Here is a 16,420-nt window from a genome sequence, read left to right on the forward strand (position 1 = left end):
CTTGTTCGGACAGGCATTCACTGTGAGGGAGAGACCATGACCACTGCTTTCGAACCGATCGTCCTGGGCGGCAAGCACCTGGCCAGCCGCGTCGTGATGGCGCCGATGACCCGCAGCCGTGCCTACGGACCCGGCGCGGAACCGACGGAGCTGATGGCGACGTACTACGCGCAGCGCGCCGGCGCCGGGCTGATCGTCACGGAGGGCATCCAGCCCTCGGCGGTCGGCCAGGGCTACCCCGACACCCCCGGCCTGCACACGCCCGGGCAGGTCCGGGCATGGCGGACGGTGACCGATGGCGTGCACCGCGAGGGCGGAGTGATCTTCGCTCAGCTGATGCACACCGGCCGGATCGGTCACCCGAGCCTGCTGCCCGACGGCCTGGCGCCGGTGGGGCCGTCGGCGGTGGCCGCCAAGGGCCAGGTCTACACCCACGAGGGCCCGAAGGACTTCGTGACGCCGAAGGAGCTGGGCGAGGTGGAGATCCGGCAGACGATCGCCGACTTCGCCGACGCGGCCCGCAACGCCGTCGAGGCCGGGTTCGACGGCGTGGAGATCCACGGCGCCAACGGCTACCTGATCCACCAGTTCCTCGCGCCCGGCACCAACCGTCGCACCGACGCCTGGGGCGGCGGCACCGAGGGCCGGATCCGCTTCGCCGTCGAGGTCGTCACGGCCGTGGCCGAGGCGATCGGCGGCCACCGGGTCGGTCTGCGGATCTCGCCCGGAAACCCCTACAACGACATGTCCGAGGACAACCTGGGCGAGGTCTACACCGCCCTGCTCGACCGGGTCACCGGCCTGGACCTTGCCTACCTGCACCTGATGGAAGGGCCGGACCGCGATCTGACCGCGTCGCTGCGCAGGGCCTGGCCCGGCACATTCGTCCTCAACCCGTTCACCCACCCCGACGCCACCGGCCCGGACGCGCTGAAGCTGATCGAGGACGGCAGCGCGGACATGGTGGCCTACGGGGCGCTGTTCCTGGCCAACCCCGACCTGCCCCGGCGTCTCGCCGCGGGTGGTCCGTTCAACACCCCGGACCCGGCCACCTTCTACGGCGGCGACCACCGCGGCTACACCGACTACCCCACCCTCACCGCCTGAGCGGCGGCCGGCCCCGCCGGCCCGGCCGCACAGTGAGTCAGAGCGCGTGCGGCTGTCTTCACCCCCTGCTTCTCCCTGGAGTTCCCGATGTCCAAAGCGATCACCTTCTCCGAGTACGGCACCCCCGAAGTGCTGCAGCTGTCCGAGGTCACCCCACCGGAGCCGGGTCCGGGCCAGGTCCGGATCCGGGTGCGGGCCGCCTCCGTGAACCCTCTCGACCTGAAGATCCGGTCCGGTCTGATGGCCGGCGCCGTCCCTGCGCACTTCCCCGTCATCCCCGGCCTGGACGCCGCAGGTGTCGTCGACGCCGTCGGCGAGGGAGCCAACGCATCCGTGGGCGACGAGGTCCTCGGTGCGGCCGCCGGTGGCAGCTACGGCGAGTACGCCCTGCTCGACCGGCCGGTTGCCAAGCCCGAGGCCCTGTCGTGGGAGGTCGCCGCCTCGCTGGTCACGGTCGGCCGGACTGCTTTCCGTGTCCTTGCGGAACTGGATGTGCAGGCGGGGCAGACGCTGCTCGTCCACGGCGCCGCCGGCAGCGTGGGCTTCATCGCGGTACAGCTGGCCGCCGCGCGTGGCATCACCGTCGTCGGAACGGTCGGCGAGCACGACATCGAGCGCGTCACCGCACTCGGAGCCACCGCGGTCCGCTACGGCGACGGCTGGGCGGAGCGGGTGAGGGCGGCGGCGCCGCAGGGCGTCGACCTCGTCCTCGACGCCTCCGGCGCGGGCGTGCTCACCGAGTCCGTCGCCCTGACCGGTGACAGCGCACGGGTCATCACCATCGCCGACATGTCGGCCGCGCAGCACGGTGTGCGCTTCAGCGCGGGCAGTGCGGAACAGGCCCGGGAATCCCTGCCGGAGCTGGTGCGGCTGGCCACTGCCGGCAAGCTCACCGTGCCCATCTGGCGCACCTACCCCCTGACGGAAGCGGCCCAGGCCCACACCGACCTGGAAGCCCACCGCAACCACGGCAAGGCCGTCCTGCTGCCCTGACCCCTCTCCGCCACCGACCGTCGTCACCGCGCAACGCGGCGGCGCCGGACTCACTGCACGATCCGAGAAGGACCATCCGCCATGTCGGCACGCACCCTGCCCGAAGCAACCTTCGCCCGCACCGTCCTGGGCTCCGGCCCCGGCCTCGCCCTCGCCCACGGCGCCGGCAGCAGCATCGACAACACCTACGGCCCGATCCTCCAGGGCCTCGCCGCCCACCACAAGATCGTCGGCATCGACTACCCCGGCAGCGGCGACACAGCCCGTTCCGCCACGCCGCTGTCGCTCGACGACCTGGCCGACCAGCTCGTCGCCGCCGCCGTCGCCGAGGGCCTGGACACCTTCGCGGTCTCCGGCTACTCCCTCGGCGGCACCGTCGCCGTCCGCGCGGCCGCCCGCCACCCCGAGCGCGTCACCGCCCTCGTGCTGACCGCCACCCTCCCGCACCACGACAACCGCCTCGCCCTCGCCACACCGATCTGGGCCAAGCTGGCCGAGACGGACCGCGAACTGCTGGCCAAGTTCCTGGTCATGATGGCCATGGGCGTCGACGCGCTGGAGGCCATGTCGGACGAGCAGATCCAGCAGGCCCTCGCATTCACCGCCGCCGACATCGCCGACGGCACCCCCGAACACGCCGAACTCGCCGGCCGGGTCGACGTCCGCGACGACCTGGCGGGCATCCAGGCACCCACCCTGGTCATCTCCACCACCCAGGACTGGTTCACCTCCACCCGCCTCCACGGTCAGATCGCCGGCACCATCCCAGGCGCCCAGCTCGTGGAGATCCCCACCGGCCACCTGCCCATGGTGGAACGGCCCGAGGAATGGCTGAAGCTCATCACCGACTTCCTCGACCGGCACAACGCCTGACACCGGTCGTCACCCGGCCCGGACCGCAGAACCCATCCGCGTTCCGGGCCGCTTGCCCGCGACGACCACGGCTACGTGGCCGGACCCCGCCGGCACGCGTCCGGCCACGCCTGCGCTCAAGGACGTCGTCATGCTCCCCGGCTCGGCACCGGTCGGCAGCCGACTCGTCCAGCTGCTGCCGCACCTCCGCGTCGATCCCCTGGGCCGGCCTGCGCTGGTGCTTCGCGCCAGAGAGAAACCCCAAGTCGGTGGCCTGGGGTGTGTGTTGTTCGGGTCTGATCCGCTGGGCGGGTCAGCCGAAGCGGCCCTCGACGTAGTCCGCTGTGCGGGGGTCGGCGGGGGCGGAGAACATCGTGGTGGTGGGGCCGTGTTCCACGATGGCGCCGGGGGTGCCCTGTTCGGCGAGGAAGAAGGCGCACTGGTCGGAGATGCGGGCCGCCTGCTGCATGTTGTGGGTGACGATGACGATCGTCACCTCGTGGGCCAGCTCGCGGATCGTCTGCTCGATGCGGAGGGTGGAGGTGGGGTCCAGAGCGGAGCAGGGCTCGTCCATCAGCAGGACCGCGGGGCGTACGGCCAGGGAGCGGGCGATGCACAGGCGTTGCTGCTGGCCGCCGGAGAGTGCGCCGCCGGGCTGGCGGAGGCGGGACCGAACCTCCTGCCACAAGCCCGCCTTCGCGAGGCACTCCTCGACGAGGTCGTCGCGGGCGTCGCCGTTCACGTGCGTGCCGGTGAGCTTGAGGCCCGAGGTGACGTTGTCGTAGATCGACATCGCGGGGAAGGGGTTCGGCTTCTGGAAGACCATGCCGATGCGGCGCCGGGTCTCGGTCAGACGGCGGCCCCGGGCGTAGATGTCCTCGCCGTCCAGGAGCACCTCGCCGGCCAGGGAGGCTCCCGGGATCAGCTCGTGCATGCGGTTGAGGATCCGCAGGAAGGTCGACTTGCCGCAGCCGGAGGGGCCGATGAGCGCCGTCACCTGGCCGGCCGGCATGGTCAGCGACACGCGGTCGAGGACTTTGTGGTCACCGAACCAGGCCGAGATCCGGCGCGTGTCGAGGGTGGCTCCGGCGGGGGCGGGGTGCGGCGGGAGGGGGAGAGTCGTCTCCGTCACGGTGTCACTGCTCTGTTCGGTCAACGCAAGTCCTCGATCGGTTTCGCGTCGCGTGTCGCATCACGCGTCACATCTGGGCATCTGGAGTCACATCAAGTTCGGCAGGAGCCGTGCCGCCTGGTCGGCGACCGTGAGGCCCAGCACGGCGAGCAGTGGCGCGCCGACCACCCAGGTCGGCCGGCGGCCCCAGCGGGCGTGGGTCCAGGCGACGGCCGCCGCCGCGAGCAGGAGGGCCTGCCCCCACAGCACCAGCGGCAGCCAGGCCGAGCGCTGGACGGCCATCGGCGTCTCCTCCTCGGGCAGGGCGCCCGGAGGGACGCCCGGGGCGGGTGTGGCCTGGGCCCGGGAGACCAGGTCCGCGTCCACGCGCAGGATCCCCCGGGGCATGAACGGCGTGCCGTCGGCCGTGATCAGGGTCAGGCGGCCGTGGCCCGCCGTGAGCGCCGGCGGTTGCGGGTCTCCGGCGCGGCGGAGGCCGAGCACCCGGTAGGTGTGCTTTCCCTGGCCCGTCGTCACGGTGAACTCGTCCCCCGCACGCAGCTCGCGCAGGCGCAGGAACGGGCCCCCGAACGTCGTCTGGCGGCCCATGAGGACGCTGACCCCGGCCTGCCCGGGAAGGACCGTGTCCCGGCGGTGGCCCGGACCGCGGGCCAGGTCCTGCGCCGTCGTACCCTCCCGGACGACCTCGCGCAGGTGGAGGGCGGGGATGTCCAGCAGCGCCACCGGCGTGCCGGGCCCGACCGGGCCACCGACGGGGGCGACCCCGTTGGCGAGGTCGCCCCGGAGGGCGGCGTAGTCGACCTGCCGGTCACGGACATGGCGGAGGTCGCCCAACGGGCCGACGTCCAGGACGAACCCGAGCAGCAGTGCGCCGAGAATGCTCAACGCGACCCCGAGGACGCGCACTGCGGGACCGGCCGGGCGGGGCCGGCGTACCCGGCCGGGCTCCCCCCGCGGCGGGTCGTCGGACGACCCGCCGGCGAAGGGAGCCCGCACCACGGTGGTGGGCGAGGTCATCCCACCCTCACCGAGGACGACGTGGCCGTGCCGTTGGCATATCCGGTCCGCTTCGCGACGACGGTCACCGTGATCCGGTGGCCCTTGTCCGCGCGGGTGAGGACGTAGGTGGAGTGCGTCGCGCCGCGGATCGCGTGCCCGTCGCGCTTCCACACGTAGGTGTACGTCGTGGCCGCCGGCGTCCAGCTGCCGGGCCTGGCGGTGAGCCGCTTGCCGACCCGGGCCGTCCCGGAGATCGACGGGTGCACCGTGTTCCTCAGGGCCGGGCCCAGGGCCACGGTCACCGAAGGGCTGGTCGCCGTGGTGCTGCCCGTGCTGTTGGCGGCGGTCACCCGGCACGCGAGCCTGTGGGCGTAGTCGGCGGCGACGAGGGCGCGGGTGCGACCGGTCGCGCCGCTGATCGCGGCGCCGTCCCGCAGCCAGGCGTACGTGTAGGAGGTCGCGCCGCTGAAGGTCGCGCTGCACGTCACCGTGGAGCCGACCCGCACCGTGCCCGTCACCTTCGGCGCCGTGACGACCTGCGGTGCCTTGATCTTGACGGTGTAGGACACCGCCGCCGAGGTGGAGGCTGTGTACGCCGAGGCGTCGGACGGCGTGAACACGACGGTCAGCGAGTGGCTGCCCGCGGCCAGGGCGCCCGTGGTGAGCGTCGCCGTGCCGCCGGACACGGCGACCGGGCCGCCGAGTGCCTGGGTGCCGTCCTTGAACTGCACCGTACCGGCGGCGGTGTTCGGCGCGACCGTCGCGGTGAGCTTGACGGACGTGCCCTCGACGACCGGGCTCGCCGGGGACACCGCCAGGGAGGTGGTGGTCTTCGCGGCCGGTTCGGTGTTCTGGTACGCCGTGTTGGAGGTGAACCAGATCGGGGCGCCGAAGTCGCCGTACGTCGCCGAGCCGAAGGCCCCCCGGCAGGTCAGCGTGAAGTCGTACCGCCCCTGCAGGGTCGTGAAGCCCGCCGTGTTCGCGTAGTCCCGCATCGTCTGCGTCAGCGGCACCACTATGCCGCCGTTGCTGGTCGTCTGGTACGCGCTGACCGGTGAGTTGCCGACGACGTTCTGGCCGCCGGCCGGGAACCCGGAACCGGTCACCGAGACGATGAGGTTGGTCGCCGGGCTGGGGCACGGGCCGGACGTGGTGAGGGTGATCCCGGTGGTGTCCGTGCCCGTGGCCGGACCCACGTCCAGGGTGCCGAGGGAGGCCGCTTCGGCTCCGCTCGCGCCGAGGCTGATCGCGCCCGCGACGAGTACGGCGGCCACGCCGGCCGGCACGGCGCGGCGTACTCGGCGTACGTGGCGTGCTCGGCGTACTGAAGTGAACATCATGGCTTGTGTCTTCTCCTGGCCTCAGTGGTGCAGGGGGTCTCAGTCCTGCGGGCGGTCGGTCATGTGGTGCGGGGTGTCGGCGAAGGTCAGCAGTCCGCGCCGGCGGACCGACCGGACGAGGACAGCGCCCACCAGGACGAGGGCCGCGGCGGCGGAGGAGAGCAGGGCCGCGTTGCCGCCGGTGTGGGCCAGGGTCCCGCCGCCTCCGGTGGAGCCGCCGCTGACCTTGGTGCCGACGTCCTCGGAACCGCCGGAGGTGCTGCCGCCCGAACCGCCGCCCGTGGTGGGCGAGTTGGTGGGAACGGCCGAGTCGGTGGGATTCGCGGTGTCCGTGGGCGTGGCGGTGCCGGTCGGCGACGCGGTGCCCGTCGGGCTCGCGGTGGCCGTCGGCGAGGACGACTTCGTCGGCTCGGGGGTCCCGGTGGGCGTCTTCGTGGCGGGCGGGGTGGTCGTGGACCCGCCGCTGGGGTCGGTGTTCTGGTAGTCGGTGTTGGAGGTGAACCAGATCGGCGCGGTGAAGTCACCGAGGCTGGTGCCGTTGAACGCGGTACGGCAGGTGAGGGTGAAGTCGTACCGGCCCTGGAGCGTCTTGAAGCCGGCCTCGTTCGCGTAGTCCCGCATCGTCTCCGTCAGCGGGACGACGTAGCCGCCGGCGGGCGTCGTGCCGTACGTGCCGAGCGGCGAGTTGCCGACCACGATCTTGCCCTCGGCCGGGAAGCCGGCGCCCTTCACCGACACGATCAGGTTGGTGGCGGTCGACGGGCACGCGGCCGCCGAGGTCAGCGTGACGGTCTCGGTGTCCTTGCCCTTGGCGGGGCCCACCTCCAGCTTGCCGCCGGCGGCGGCCTGCGCGCCGGGCGCGGCGACCAGGGCCGCCGCGCCGCAGGCCAGCAGCAGGGATCCGAGGCCGGCGGCGGCCGGCCGGGACAGACGTTTCATCGACACGGTGTTGTCTCCTCTGGCTCAGGTTGTGGTGTTCGGTCGCCCGATACGGCTGTGGTGGTGCGGGTCCGGCGCCCCCGGGTCCAGTAGGCGGCGCCCGCGAGCAGGGCCAGGAAGGCGACGACGAACCCGGACACCGACAGGGCGATGAGAGTGGTGTGGGAGTGCTGGACCGGGGGTTCGGCGGCCGTGTTCGTCCTCGTGCCTCCGGCCGCGCCGGTGGGCGTCTTTGAGGCGTACGGCGATGCCCCGCTGCTGCCCGGGCCGGCGGCCCCCGGCGTGGCGGTTCCGCCCGGCGCACCGGACGCGCCCGGCGCGGACGGCGGCTGCGACGACGCCCCCGTGCCCGCCCCCGCGCCCACGCCCGTCGGGGCGGCCTCGGCCTTCGTACCGTCCCGGTAGGCCGTGCCCGAGGAGAAGCGGAGCGAGCCGGTGAAGTCCCCCAGGCCGGTACGGGCGAACGCCCCCTTGAGGCAGGTGAGCGTGAAGGTGTAGGTGCCGCGCAGGGTGCGGAATCCGGCGGTGGTGGCGTAGTCCCGCATCGTGTAGATCAGCGGGATCGACGGGCCGCCTGCGGCCGCCTTCGGGTAGGTGGCGAGGGGCGCGTTGCCGACGACGATCTGTCCGCCGCGCGGGAATCCGGCGCCGGTGACACGCGCGATGACGTTCGACGTGCCCTGCGGGCAGGGTGCGGACGCGGTGAGGGTGATCGGCTGGGTGTCGCTGCCGTGCTGCGGGGAGACCGTGAGCTGCCCGGAGTCGGCTGCTCGAGCGGAGGGAGCGCTCACGAGCAGCGTCGCCGCCGTCACAGCCGTCGCCGCCGCGCGCCCGGCCGAGACCCGCCCCGGCCCGGAGGGAGCCGTGCGGCGGCTCGCGGAACCGGCGCTCCGCCGCCGGCGACGCACGAGGGCCACCGCCACGCCCGCCCCGAGGAGCAGGATCAGGCCCAGTGCCGTCCACGGCACGGCCCAGAAACCGGCGGACGCGGTGACGCGGGGCCGCACGGGGGGCGGGACGTCGCCGCGTACCGGAACCGGGTCGACGGTGACCGTCGCCGAGTCCCGCACCGTGGGCAGGACCCCCGTCGCGGTGGCGGTGACCTTCAGGGCGGAGCCGGGCAGGAGTTCGGGGATGTCGCGGAGGCCGCGCACGGTGGCGTCGCCGCCGAACAGGTCGCTCACGCGCAGCACTTGGTGTGCGGCGAGCCGGACGTTCCCCGTGTTGCGCACGGTGTACGTGACCGTGGCGGATCCGGTGCCGAAGGGGTTGAGCGTGCCGTGGTACTCGGTGTGCGGGCCGTCGACGACGAGCCGCGCGCTGAGCGTGCCGGAGACCCGCAGGTAGATGCGCGCGCCCACGCGCTGGTCGACCTTGACCTTGTCGCCCCTGGCGTCCGTGCCCGTGCCGGAGAGCGAGGCGACGATGCCGCCCGCGTGGTCGCCGGGGGTCGCGCCCGGCGGGACGGTCAGCGTGAAGGGGACGATGACGTGCGACCGGCCGGGCACTCTCACCTGCCCCCTGCCGAGCTTCACCCAGGACCCCACGAGAGTCGACTTCCTGCCCGCCGCGAGCACGTCGAAGCCGCCGTCGCCGGTGATGAAGGCGTCGCCCGCGTACAGCCGCAGGGTGAGCGGGGCGGTGCCGTAGTTCCACACGGCGACGTGGTCCCGCAGGGCCGCACCCGGGGTCACGCTGTACGAGAGGTTCGGCCGCCGGTCGGGTTTCTTCGCCGCCGACGGCTGGATGCCGAAGGTGGTGCGGCCCCGCGGGGCGGCCGCCGGAGTCGAGGGGGCGGCCCACGCGCTGCCCGCACCGGCCGGGAGGACGGCGAGGACGGCAAGGACGGCGAGGACGCAGGCGGCGAGGAGGGCGGCGAGGCGGTGGGCTGTCGTGCTGATCATGTCGGGTCGTCCGATCGGGCGCGAGCGCGGGTGAGGGACGGAGGCGGAGGTACGGCCGCCCGCCCCGGCCGGCGGTCGGGGCGTACGGCTCGCGGGGGTGAGTCCGGGGCGGGTGCGGGGCCCGCCCCGGACTCGGGGGCGACGCCGGGGGTGGCGCCGGCCCCGGCCATCCGGGGGTCAGATGGCCGTCAGGGTCAGCGTTGCGGTGTAGGTGCCGGCCACGGTCGAGGTCGGCACGTTGAGCGCGAGGTCGGCGCCGAGGTGCGCGGTGCCGAGGCCCGTGCCGGTGGCCAGCGAACGGGACGACTTCAGCCCGGCGCTGCCCGCGTCGGCCGGCGCGACACCGTTCGCCGCGGCGATGGCGGCACCGGCGGTGACGGTCTGGGCCGTGGACTTGTCGACCACGTTCGGGGTCCAGCCGAGGTTCTGGCCGTTGATGGTGTGCGTTCCGCCGTCGGAGAAGTCCGACACCTGGCCGCTCACCGACCAGCCGGGGTTGCCGGCCCGGGTGTCGGTCAGCGTGACCGGGTTGATCTTGCCGGCGGTGGTCATGAGGTCGCCGCCCGTGTCGAGCGCCGGGGACGGCAGGGTGACGTTCGGGTTGGCCACGCTGATGACCAGCGCACCCGGGTTGACGGTGGTGGTGATGTTCTCCGCGGCGGTGACGCCGGCGAACGGGCCGACCGTGTACGCGACCTGGGCCGAGGCCGACCCGGTGTACGCGGTGGTGTCCGTCGGGACGAAGACGGCGGAGAAGGAGTGGTCGCCGGGGGTCAGGCCGGAGGTGCTGTACGCCGCCTGCCCGCCGGCGACCGGCACGGTGGCCAGCGTGGTCGTGGTGGTGCCGACCGTGTCCTGGAACTTCACGGAACCGGCCGCGCCGTTCGGCGTGACGGTGGCGGTGAAGTCGACCGGGCTGTACTGGGCCGCCGTACCGGCCGGGGAGACGGCGAGCGCGGTGGTGGTCGCCCGGGCCGGGGCCGGGTCGACCGTGTAGGAGACCGCGGTGGAGGAGGACGCGGCGGAGGTGGTGTCCGTCGGCGTGAAGTCCGCGGTGAGCGAGTGGGTGCCCACGGCCAGCGCGGTCGTGCTGAACGTGGCCGTGCCGCCCGTCACCGTCGCGGGGGCGCCCAGCGCGGTGCCGTTGTCGCGGAACTGCACGGTGCCCGCGGCGGAGGCCGGGGCCACGGTCGCGGTCAGCGTGACGTTCGTGCCGGCGGTCGCGGGGCTCGCCGGGGACACCGCCACGGAGGTGGTGGTGGGGGTCTTCGCGGCCGGGTCGGTGTTCTGGTACGCCGTGTTGGAGGTGAACCAGACCGAGGCGGGGAAGTCACCGAGGCTGGTGCCGTTGAACGCCGTACGGCAGGTGACGGTGAAGTCGTACCGGCCCGACAGGGTCGTGAAACCGGCCGTGTTGGCGTAGTCCCGCATGGTCTGCGTCAGCGGGATGATGTAGCCGCCGCCGGACGTCGTGCTGTACGTGCTGATCGGCGAGTTGGCGACGACGTTCTGGCCGGCGGCCGGGAAGCCGGAGCCCGTCACCGACACGATGAGGTTGGTCGCGTTCGCGGGGCAGGGGCCCGACGTGGTCAGGCTCATGCTGGAGGTGTCGGTGCCGGTCGCCGGGGTGACGGTCGCGGTGCCGATGCCGGCGGCGGATGCCGACGGGGCCGCGAGGCCGACCGCCAGCAGCGACACGAGGCACGCGAGACCGCCTGCCATCACCCGCGAGGGTCTGAGCTTCCACACGGTAGTGCTCTCCTTCTGCGCAGGGTTCAGGGGTCTCAGGGGGTCTGCTTGGTGGTGTCGCCGCAGTTCGGGTTGGTCGCGAACCCGTAGGTGTTGATCACGTTGGCCTGCTGGCAGATGAGGGAGCCGGAGCCGACGAACACCGTGCTCCAGGGCGCGGTGCCGATCCTGCTGGTCGGGATCACGTTGTAGACGTCGCGCTTCACGCCGAAGTTGCCGTTGAGGGTGGTCGGCGCCACGTCGTCGATCGTGCCGAGGATGGCCCGGCCGCGGACGTCCGCGATGGTCTGCGAACTCTGCGCGCTGTACTGGGCGATGGAGAACGGGGCGATCGACTTGTCGTCGAGGACGCGGCCGTCGTGCTCCTCGACGGGCGAGCCGTTCTTGGTGTCCTTGATGCACGGGTAGACACCGGCGACCACGTCGGCGTCGGTGATGCCCATCGTGGACTCCCAGAACTTGCGCGTCCCGGAGCCGGCCTGCGGCAGGTACACGGTGAGGCTGTAGTTGGGCCCGGTCCCCACGTAGTTGGGGTCGCAGTGGTAGATCGCCTTGAGGTCGCCCAGGGCGAGCTTGCGCGGGACGGTACTGGTCGGCGTGATGGCGTAGCTGACCGCGTCCACGGCGAACGGGACGTAGGTCAGGCCGGGCGTCGCGGCCGACAGGTCCAGGCTGGAGGAGCGGGAGTAGTCCAGGCAGCCGTTGTTCGCCTGGAGCGAGTTCTGCAGGGCGGTGCGGCCGGCGCCCGAGCCGTTCGGCCGGGCGATGGTGCAGCCCGGCGTGGTGGCGGGGTCCTTGGTGGTGATGTTCGCCGAGCCGGTGGCGTCGTACGAGCCGAGGACCTTGGTGCCGTTGACCGTGATGGTGTTGGCGAGGCCGTTCATCACGCCCTGGGTGGTGTCGGAGCCCACACCGGCCAGCTGGCGGTAGGTCGGGGAGCCGGACGGGTCTGCGACGGCGACGCTGGCGCAGACGGTACCGGTGAGGAGACCGGCGGCGCCGAGGGCGGCGACCGCAATCTTCGTTCTGTTCACGTGGGTTTACCCCTCGGATAGGCTTGCGCCGGGTGATGCCCGGCGCCGGTTTCGGACAGTTCGTTGGCGCGGACCTGTCGAGCGTTCGGGTTCGGGCATCACCTCTCTCGGTCGTGGGGCGTTCGGCCCCTCGCGCGCCAGGCCGCGACGGCTGCCGCCAGCTGCGGTGCCACCCTCGGCAGGAGGGGGCCGCTGACGGCGGCGGCGAGCCCGACGACAAGGGCGATCAGGAGGGTGTAGCGCAGGAGGCCGAGCGCCCAGGCCGGAGTGAGCGGCAGGGGACTCGCGTTGCCCGCGGGAGTGGCCTTCGGCGCGCCGGACGGCTTCCCCGACGGCGGGGAGGACGAGGGGGACCTGCCGGACGTCCCGGACCCGCCCGCAGGGGGCCCGCCGGACGTCCCGCCGGCACCGGCCCCGCCACTCGTCGCACCGCCGTCGCCGCCGCCCGACGCCCCGGAGCCGCCCGAGTCACCCGAACCACCACTTGCGCCGCCGGATGTCGAGCCGGGGGCCGTTCCCGCCCGGGACGCGATCGAGTCCGCCGCCGCTTCGGTCTGCCGGCGCAGTGCCGTCGGCAGGGGCGCGTACCCGTCCGGGAGGGTCCCCGCGGACACGCCGGGCTGCTGCCCGCTGCCCACCGCGAACTTCAGCAGCGCGGCGAAGTCCTGGCCTTCCTTCTTGGTCAGCTTCTCCGGCACGGTCGCGGCGTAGGTGAGCAGGGTCAGCGGATAGGCGCTCGCGGATGTCGTGCGCGGGCCGGTCTCCAGCACGCCCGGGACACCGCCGGGTTTCATCGTCGCCTCGCCCGCCAGCAGCGCGGACGTGGTCGGGGCGACGAAGCGGCCTGACGCGTTCTGCAGCTTCGCCGTCACCAGCCCGTAGCGGCTCGCGGTCGCCGTGTCGGTCACGGCGAGCACGGCCCGCTGTCCCGCGGCCTGCGGCGGGTCCTTCTTGTAGACGGGCGGGACGGCGGTGTTGTCCCAGGTGGTGCGGGCCAGGGTGTCACCGCGGGCGACCGCACGGGCTGCGGCGTGCATGTCGGAGGCGTACGGGTGCTTGTCCTGCACGCACAGCGGGTTGTCCTTGTGGTCCTGGAACTGCTGGCAGAACGGGTCGCTCTTGGGGAAGTCGCTGACGGGCAGCTTGATGCCCTTGTAGGCCGGGTTGACCGTCATCCCCGAGAAGGAGGCGTCGCCGTACTTCCCCTTGGTGTCGGGGGTTCCGTCGAGGAACTCACGGGCGGCCGGGTCCTGGCCGACCCAGTTCCACAGCTGCCAGGCCGCGTCGGACAGCGCCTCGGGCACGAGGGCGTCGCCGAGGGAGCCGCCGAAGTCCAGGTCCGCGTAGTCGGGGTTGTACTTGGCGAACTCGGGGTCGTGGGCCAGGTTGAACGGGTTGTTCCGGGTGCTCGGCGCGAAGCGGGAGTTGCCGTCCTGGTACGACTCGGTGAGCAGCTTGGCGATCAGCCTCGGGGTGAGGTTGAGCGAGGTGAGGCGGGTGCCGTTGCGCGCCTTGACGCCCGCGGGGGCGTTGAAGCCCGCCCGGCTCTCGACGAAGAAGCCGAAGGTCAGCCCGGACAGCGTGACGGGTGCGTAGACGGGTCTCTGTCCCGCGGGCACCTGGTCGCCGGTGGCCGGGCGGTCGAGGAAGACCATGCCCGGGCTGCCGGAGACCAGCTTGGCGCGGGCGGTGTCGTCGGTCACCTGGGCGTAGCCGTAGATGGCCTTGCTTCCGGTCTGGCACAGGGCGGGCTGCCAGCGCAGCACCGCCTCGGCGACCGTCTCGTCGCCGAGGGTGCTGCGCTCGTCGGCGCCGATCGGGCAGAAGTTGCCGATCGGCTCGAACGACAGGGGTACGACGATGCGCTGCTTCCAGTTGGTGGCGCTGAGCGGCGACGACTGGAGCAGCCCGTTCGGCTGGGACGTGTACGCGCCGCCGTCGACCTCTTTCTCGCCGCGCGGCACGATGACCAGCCAGCACGTGCGTCCGGTGACCGGATTCCGCTGCCCCGCCGGCACCGCGCCGCAGCCGAGGCCCGGCGCCTCGAGGGACGTCTGGACCTCGAAGTACACCTGGCCCGTGCCATCGGTACCGCTGCGGGCGTACGGCACTTCGTTGGTGCTGTTCACGTCGTAGAACTCGTTCCAGTTGCCCTTCTTGACGACATCACCGGTCACCGACCGGAAGGGCATGTACGAGATGCCGGTCGGCGTCGGCGGCGGGAGCTGCTGGGCGGGGTCCTTCAGGCCGCCGTAGGTGAGCTGCCGGGTGTTGCTGTACGCGCCGGCGGCCTGGCTGCCCGCGCCGGCACCGAGCGCGGACGAGCCGCCGAACTGGCACTGCTCCGGGTCCGGGCCGTCGGCGCCGTCGCCCCAGCACTGCATGATCTGGAGGTAGTCCGCGGCGTAGTTGGTGTCCGAGACGGTGGGGGTGGCGCCCTTCCAGGAGATCTTCACCACCTGGTTGACCAGATGCGTGGTCTGACCGACCGTCACCTTCAGGTTCGCGTAGTCGCCGTGCCCGGAGACGGTGACCGGGGATCCGGATCCCGCCGCTGCACTCGGGGCCGCCGACTGGACGGCGGCGCCGGTCGCCGCGAGGGCGAGGGCGAGGGCGACGAGCAGGACGGCGAGGGACCGGCGGCGGGCGCTCATGAGCGTCCCCGCTTGGCGCGCAGCCTGGAGTTGATCAGGGGCGGCCCGACCGTGAGGGCCAGCAGCAGTACGCCCGCCAGCACCATCAGCGCCTGCTGCACGCCGTCCCCGATGCTCTTGGACGTCGCCACGGGCACGGCGTACGCGCCGCTGCCGCCACCGGCCGCCGTGCCGTTGGTCCCGATCACCTGGCCGGTGTCCGGATCGACCGACGGGCTCGCGCTGCCGCCCCCGGCACCCGTGGTGGTACCGCCCGAACTCCCGCCGCCCGCGCCGGAGGCGGGTCCGCCCGAGCCGCCTCCGGTGGCGCCCCCCGTGGCGCCGCCGGAGGCCCCGCCGGACCCGCTGGTGCCACCGGCGCCCGCGCCACCGGAGCCGCCGCCCACATTGGTCGGGGTCTTCGCGCCGCCCGTACCGGTGTCGCACTGCGTCGCGCCCTTCTTGTCACAGGCGGGCGGGTAGGGGGCGGTCTCGGCGAGGGTGTTGCCGCCGTCGCCGGAGAAGGTGGGGTTGTGGCAGTTCTTGATGTCGATCGACTGGACGTCGACCCCGGGGATCCTGCGGACCTGGTTGAGGCCGGCCTGCACGAGGTTGATGGGCAGCGGGGAGTAGCCGAGGTCGTCCACGTGCTGCTGCCCCTGGCAGAGGAAGTAGTACGCGAAGGCGCCGAGGGTCTTGCCCTTCTGGGTGTTGAAGTTCGACTCCAGCGCGGTCGGCAGGATCATGTAGCTGTAGCTGGAGAGCGGATAGGCCCGCGGGTCCTGGTCGGTGTAGACGTCGTCGAGGATCTGCGTGAGATAGCCGGGCGACGAACTGTCCTCGTTGATCCGCGCCTTCAGCAGCGACACGGCGACGTTCTTGGCGGTCGGCTCCACGTAGTACCCGGCCGAGTTGAGCACCTTGGCCACCGGGAACCCCGTGGTGTACACGGCGTACGAGTACTCGACATAGGTGATCGTGCCGACGTTGCCCGCCTGGGCGACATAGCCGGAGACGCCGTTCGAACCCGACTGGGCGACGAAGCCGCTGCCGGGTACGAGCGGGAAGTTGGAGGTCGTCCCGCACGGAGTGCTGCGTCCGGCTCTGCCGCAGTAGGCGTCCCACAGGGAGCCGTACTGCTTGCTCAGCCAGGTCGAGAACTGCGCGGTGGTGCCCGAGCCGTCCGAGCGCACCACCGGCACGATCCGGCGGGCGGGCAGCGCCGCGGCGAGGGCCGGGTTGTCGGCCTTGATCGCCGGGTCGTTCCAGGTCGTGACGGCCCCGGTGAAGATCTTGGCGATGACCTCCCCGGACAGCCGGAGGTTGGTCACCCGGCGGCCCGCGATCGTGAGGTTGTACATGAACGAGGTGCCGCCGGCCACGATCGGCATGTACGCGTAGTGGCGGGACGGCGGCGGGTCGACCACGCCCGAGTCCTTGATGCCGTACGGGATCTCGGACACCGCGTAGTCGACGGTGCCGTTGCGGAACTGGTTGCGGCCGTCGGAGGAACCGGTGCCGTTGTAGTTCACCGTCATGCCGTACTGCTTGACGTTGGCCCGCCACTGGTCGAGTGCGTTCTGGCTCCACGTGGACCCGGCCCCGGAGATCGGGACGTACGTCGCCGCGTTCGCGGGCACGAGTGCGCAGTGGAGGAATGCGACGACAAAGGCGGCAAGGGCGGTCAGGGCCCTGGCTCGGGCGCGTGCCCGGGCTGCCGGGCGTGATCCGGACATGG

At 72.7% G+C, this 16,420-nt stretch carries 12 protein-coding genes; 3 read left to right on the forward strand and 9 right to left on the reverse strand.

The genetic code is table 11. The features are described 5' to 3' along the window. Window positions 1-36: 36 nt before the first annotated feature. The 3 genes from ACWGJ5_RS07505 (at window position 37) to ACWGJ5_RS07515 (ending at window position 2,973) form a co-directional block, all read left to right on the forward strand. Window positions 37-1,107, forward strand: coding sequence for an alkene reductase (locus tag ACWGJ5_RS07505; RefSeq protein WP_453308827.1), 1,071 nt, complete (start codon window positions 37-39; stop codon window positions 1,105-1,107). An 87-nt stretch (window positions 1,108-1,194) separates the two neighbouring features. Next, entirely contained in the window at window positions 1,195-2,100 is a 906-nt protein-coding gene (locus ACWGJ5_RS07510) for an NADP-dependent oxidoreductase (RefSeq protein WP_453308828.1), read from the forward strand. An 81-nt stretch (window positions 2,101-2,181) separates the two neighbouring features. Then, on the forward strand, window positions 2,182-2,973 hold the full coding sequence (locus ACWGJ5_RS07515) for an alpha/beta fold hydrolase (RefSeq protein WP_453308829.1): 792 nt from the start codon (window positions 2,182-2,184) through the stop codon (window positions 2,971-2,973). Between the two features lie 292 nt (window positions 2,974-3,265). Here ACWGJ5_RS07515 and ACWGJ5_RS07520 read toward each other — a convergent pair whose 3' ends face one another. From ACWGJ5_RS07520 to pstS, 9 genes are all read right to left on the reverse strand, one after another. Further along, on the reverse strand, window positions 3,266-4,084 hold the full coding sequence (locus tag ACWGJ5_RS07520; protein ID WP_453309163.1) for a phosphate ABC transporter ATP-binding protein: 819 nt from the start codon (window positions 4,082-4,084) through the stop codon (window positions 3,266-3,268). Between the two features lie 87 nt (window positions 4,085-4,171). Further along, window positions 4,172-5,101, reverse strand: a complete 930-nt coding sequence (locus ACWGJ5_RS07525) for a sortase domain-containing protein (RefSeq protein ID WP_453308830.1) — start codon at window positions 5,099-5,101, stop codon at window positions 4,172-4,174. Then, entirely contained in the window at window positions 5,098-6,423 is a 1,326-nt protein-coding gene (locus ACWGJ5_RS07530) for an Ig-like domain repeat protein (RefSeq protein ID WP_453308831.1), read from the reverse strand. Before ACWGJ5_RS07530 ends, ACWGJ5_RS07525 begins: the two co-directional genes overlap by 4 nt. Before the next feature lie 39 nt (window positions 6,424-6,462). Continuing rightward, entirely contained in the window at window positions 6,463-7,368 is a 906-nt protein-coding gene (locus ACWGJ5_RS07535; protein ID WP_453308832.1) for a hypothetical protein, read from the reverse strand. Beyond that, entirely contained in the window at window positions 7,359-9,266 is a 1,908-nt protein-coding gene (locus ACWGJ5_RS07540) for a hypothetical protein (RefSeq protein WP_453308833.1), read from the reverse strand. The genes ACWGJ5_RS07535 and ACWGJ5_RS07540 overlap by 10 nt, the downstream gene beginning before the upstream one ends. 177 nt (window positions 9,267-9,443) lie before the next feature. After that, window positions 9,444-11,015: an Ig-like domain repeat protein gene (locus ACWGJ5_RS07545; RefSeq protein WP_453308834.1), complete on the reverse strand. Its 1,572-nt coding sequence runs from the start codon at window positions 11,013-11,015 to the stop codon at window positions 9,444-9,446. Between the two features lie 35 nt (window positions 11,016-11,050). Next, window positions 11,051-12,049 (reverse strand): hypothetical protein, encoded by a 999-nt coding sequence (locus tag ACWGJ5_RS07550; RefSeq protein ID WP_453308835.1) that lies wholly within the window; start codon window positions 12,047-12,049, stop codon window positions 11,051-11,053. A gap of 98 nt (window positions 12,050-12,147) precedes the next feature. Continuing rightward, window positions 12,148-14,703 carry a hypothetical protein gene (locus tag ACWGJ5_RS07555; protein WP_453308836.1) on the reverse strand — a complete coding sequence of 852 codons (2,556 nt, stop codon included), beginning with the start codon at window positions 14,701-14,703 and terminating at the stop codon, window positions 12,148-12,150. Then, window positions 14,700-16,418 carry a phosphate ABC transporter substrate-binding protein PstS gene (gene pstS, locus ACWGJ5_RS07560; protein WP_453308837.1) on the reverse strand — a complete coding sequence of 573 codons (1,719 nt, stop codon included), beginning with the start codon at window positions 16,416-16,418 and terminating at the stop codon, window positions 14,700-14,702. The genes ACWGJ5_RS07555 and pstS overlap by 4 nt, the downstream gene beginning before the upstream one ends. Window positions 16,419-16,420: the final 2 nt, after the last annotated feature.

It is taken from the genome of Streptomyces sp. NPDC054783 (genome assembly GCF_053611725.1).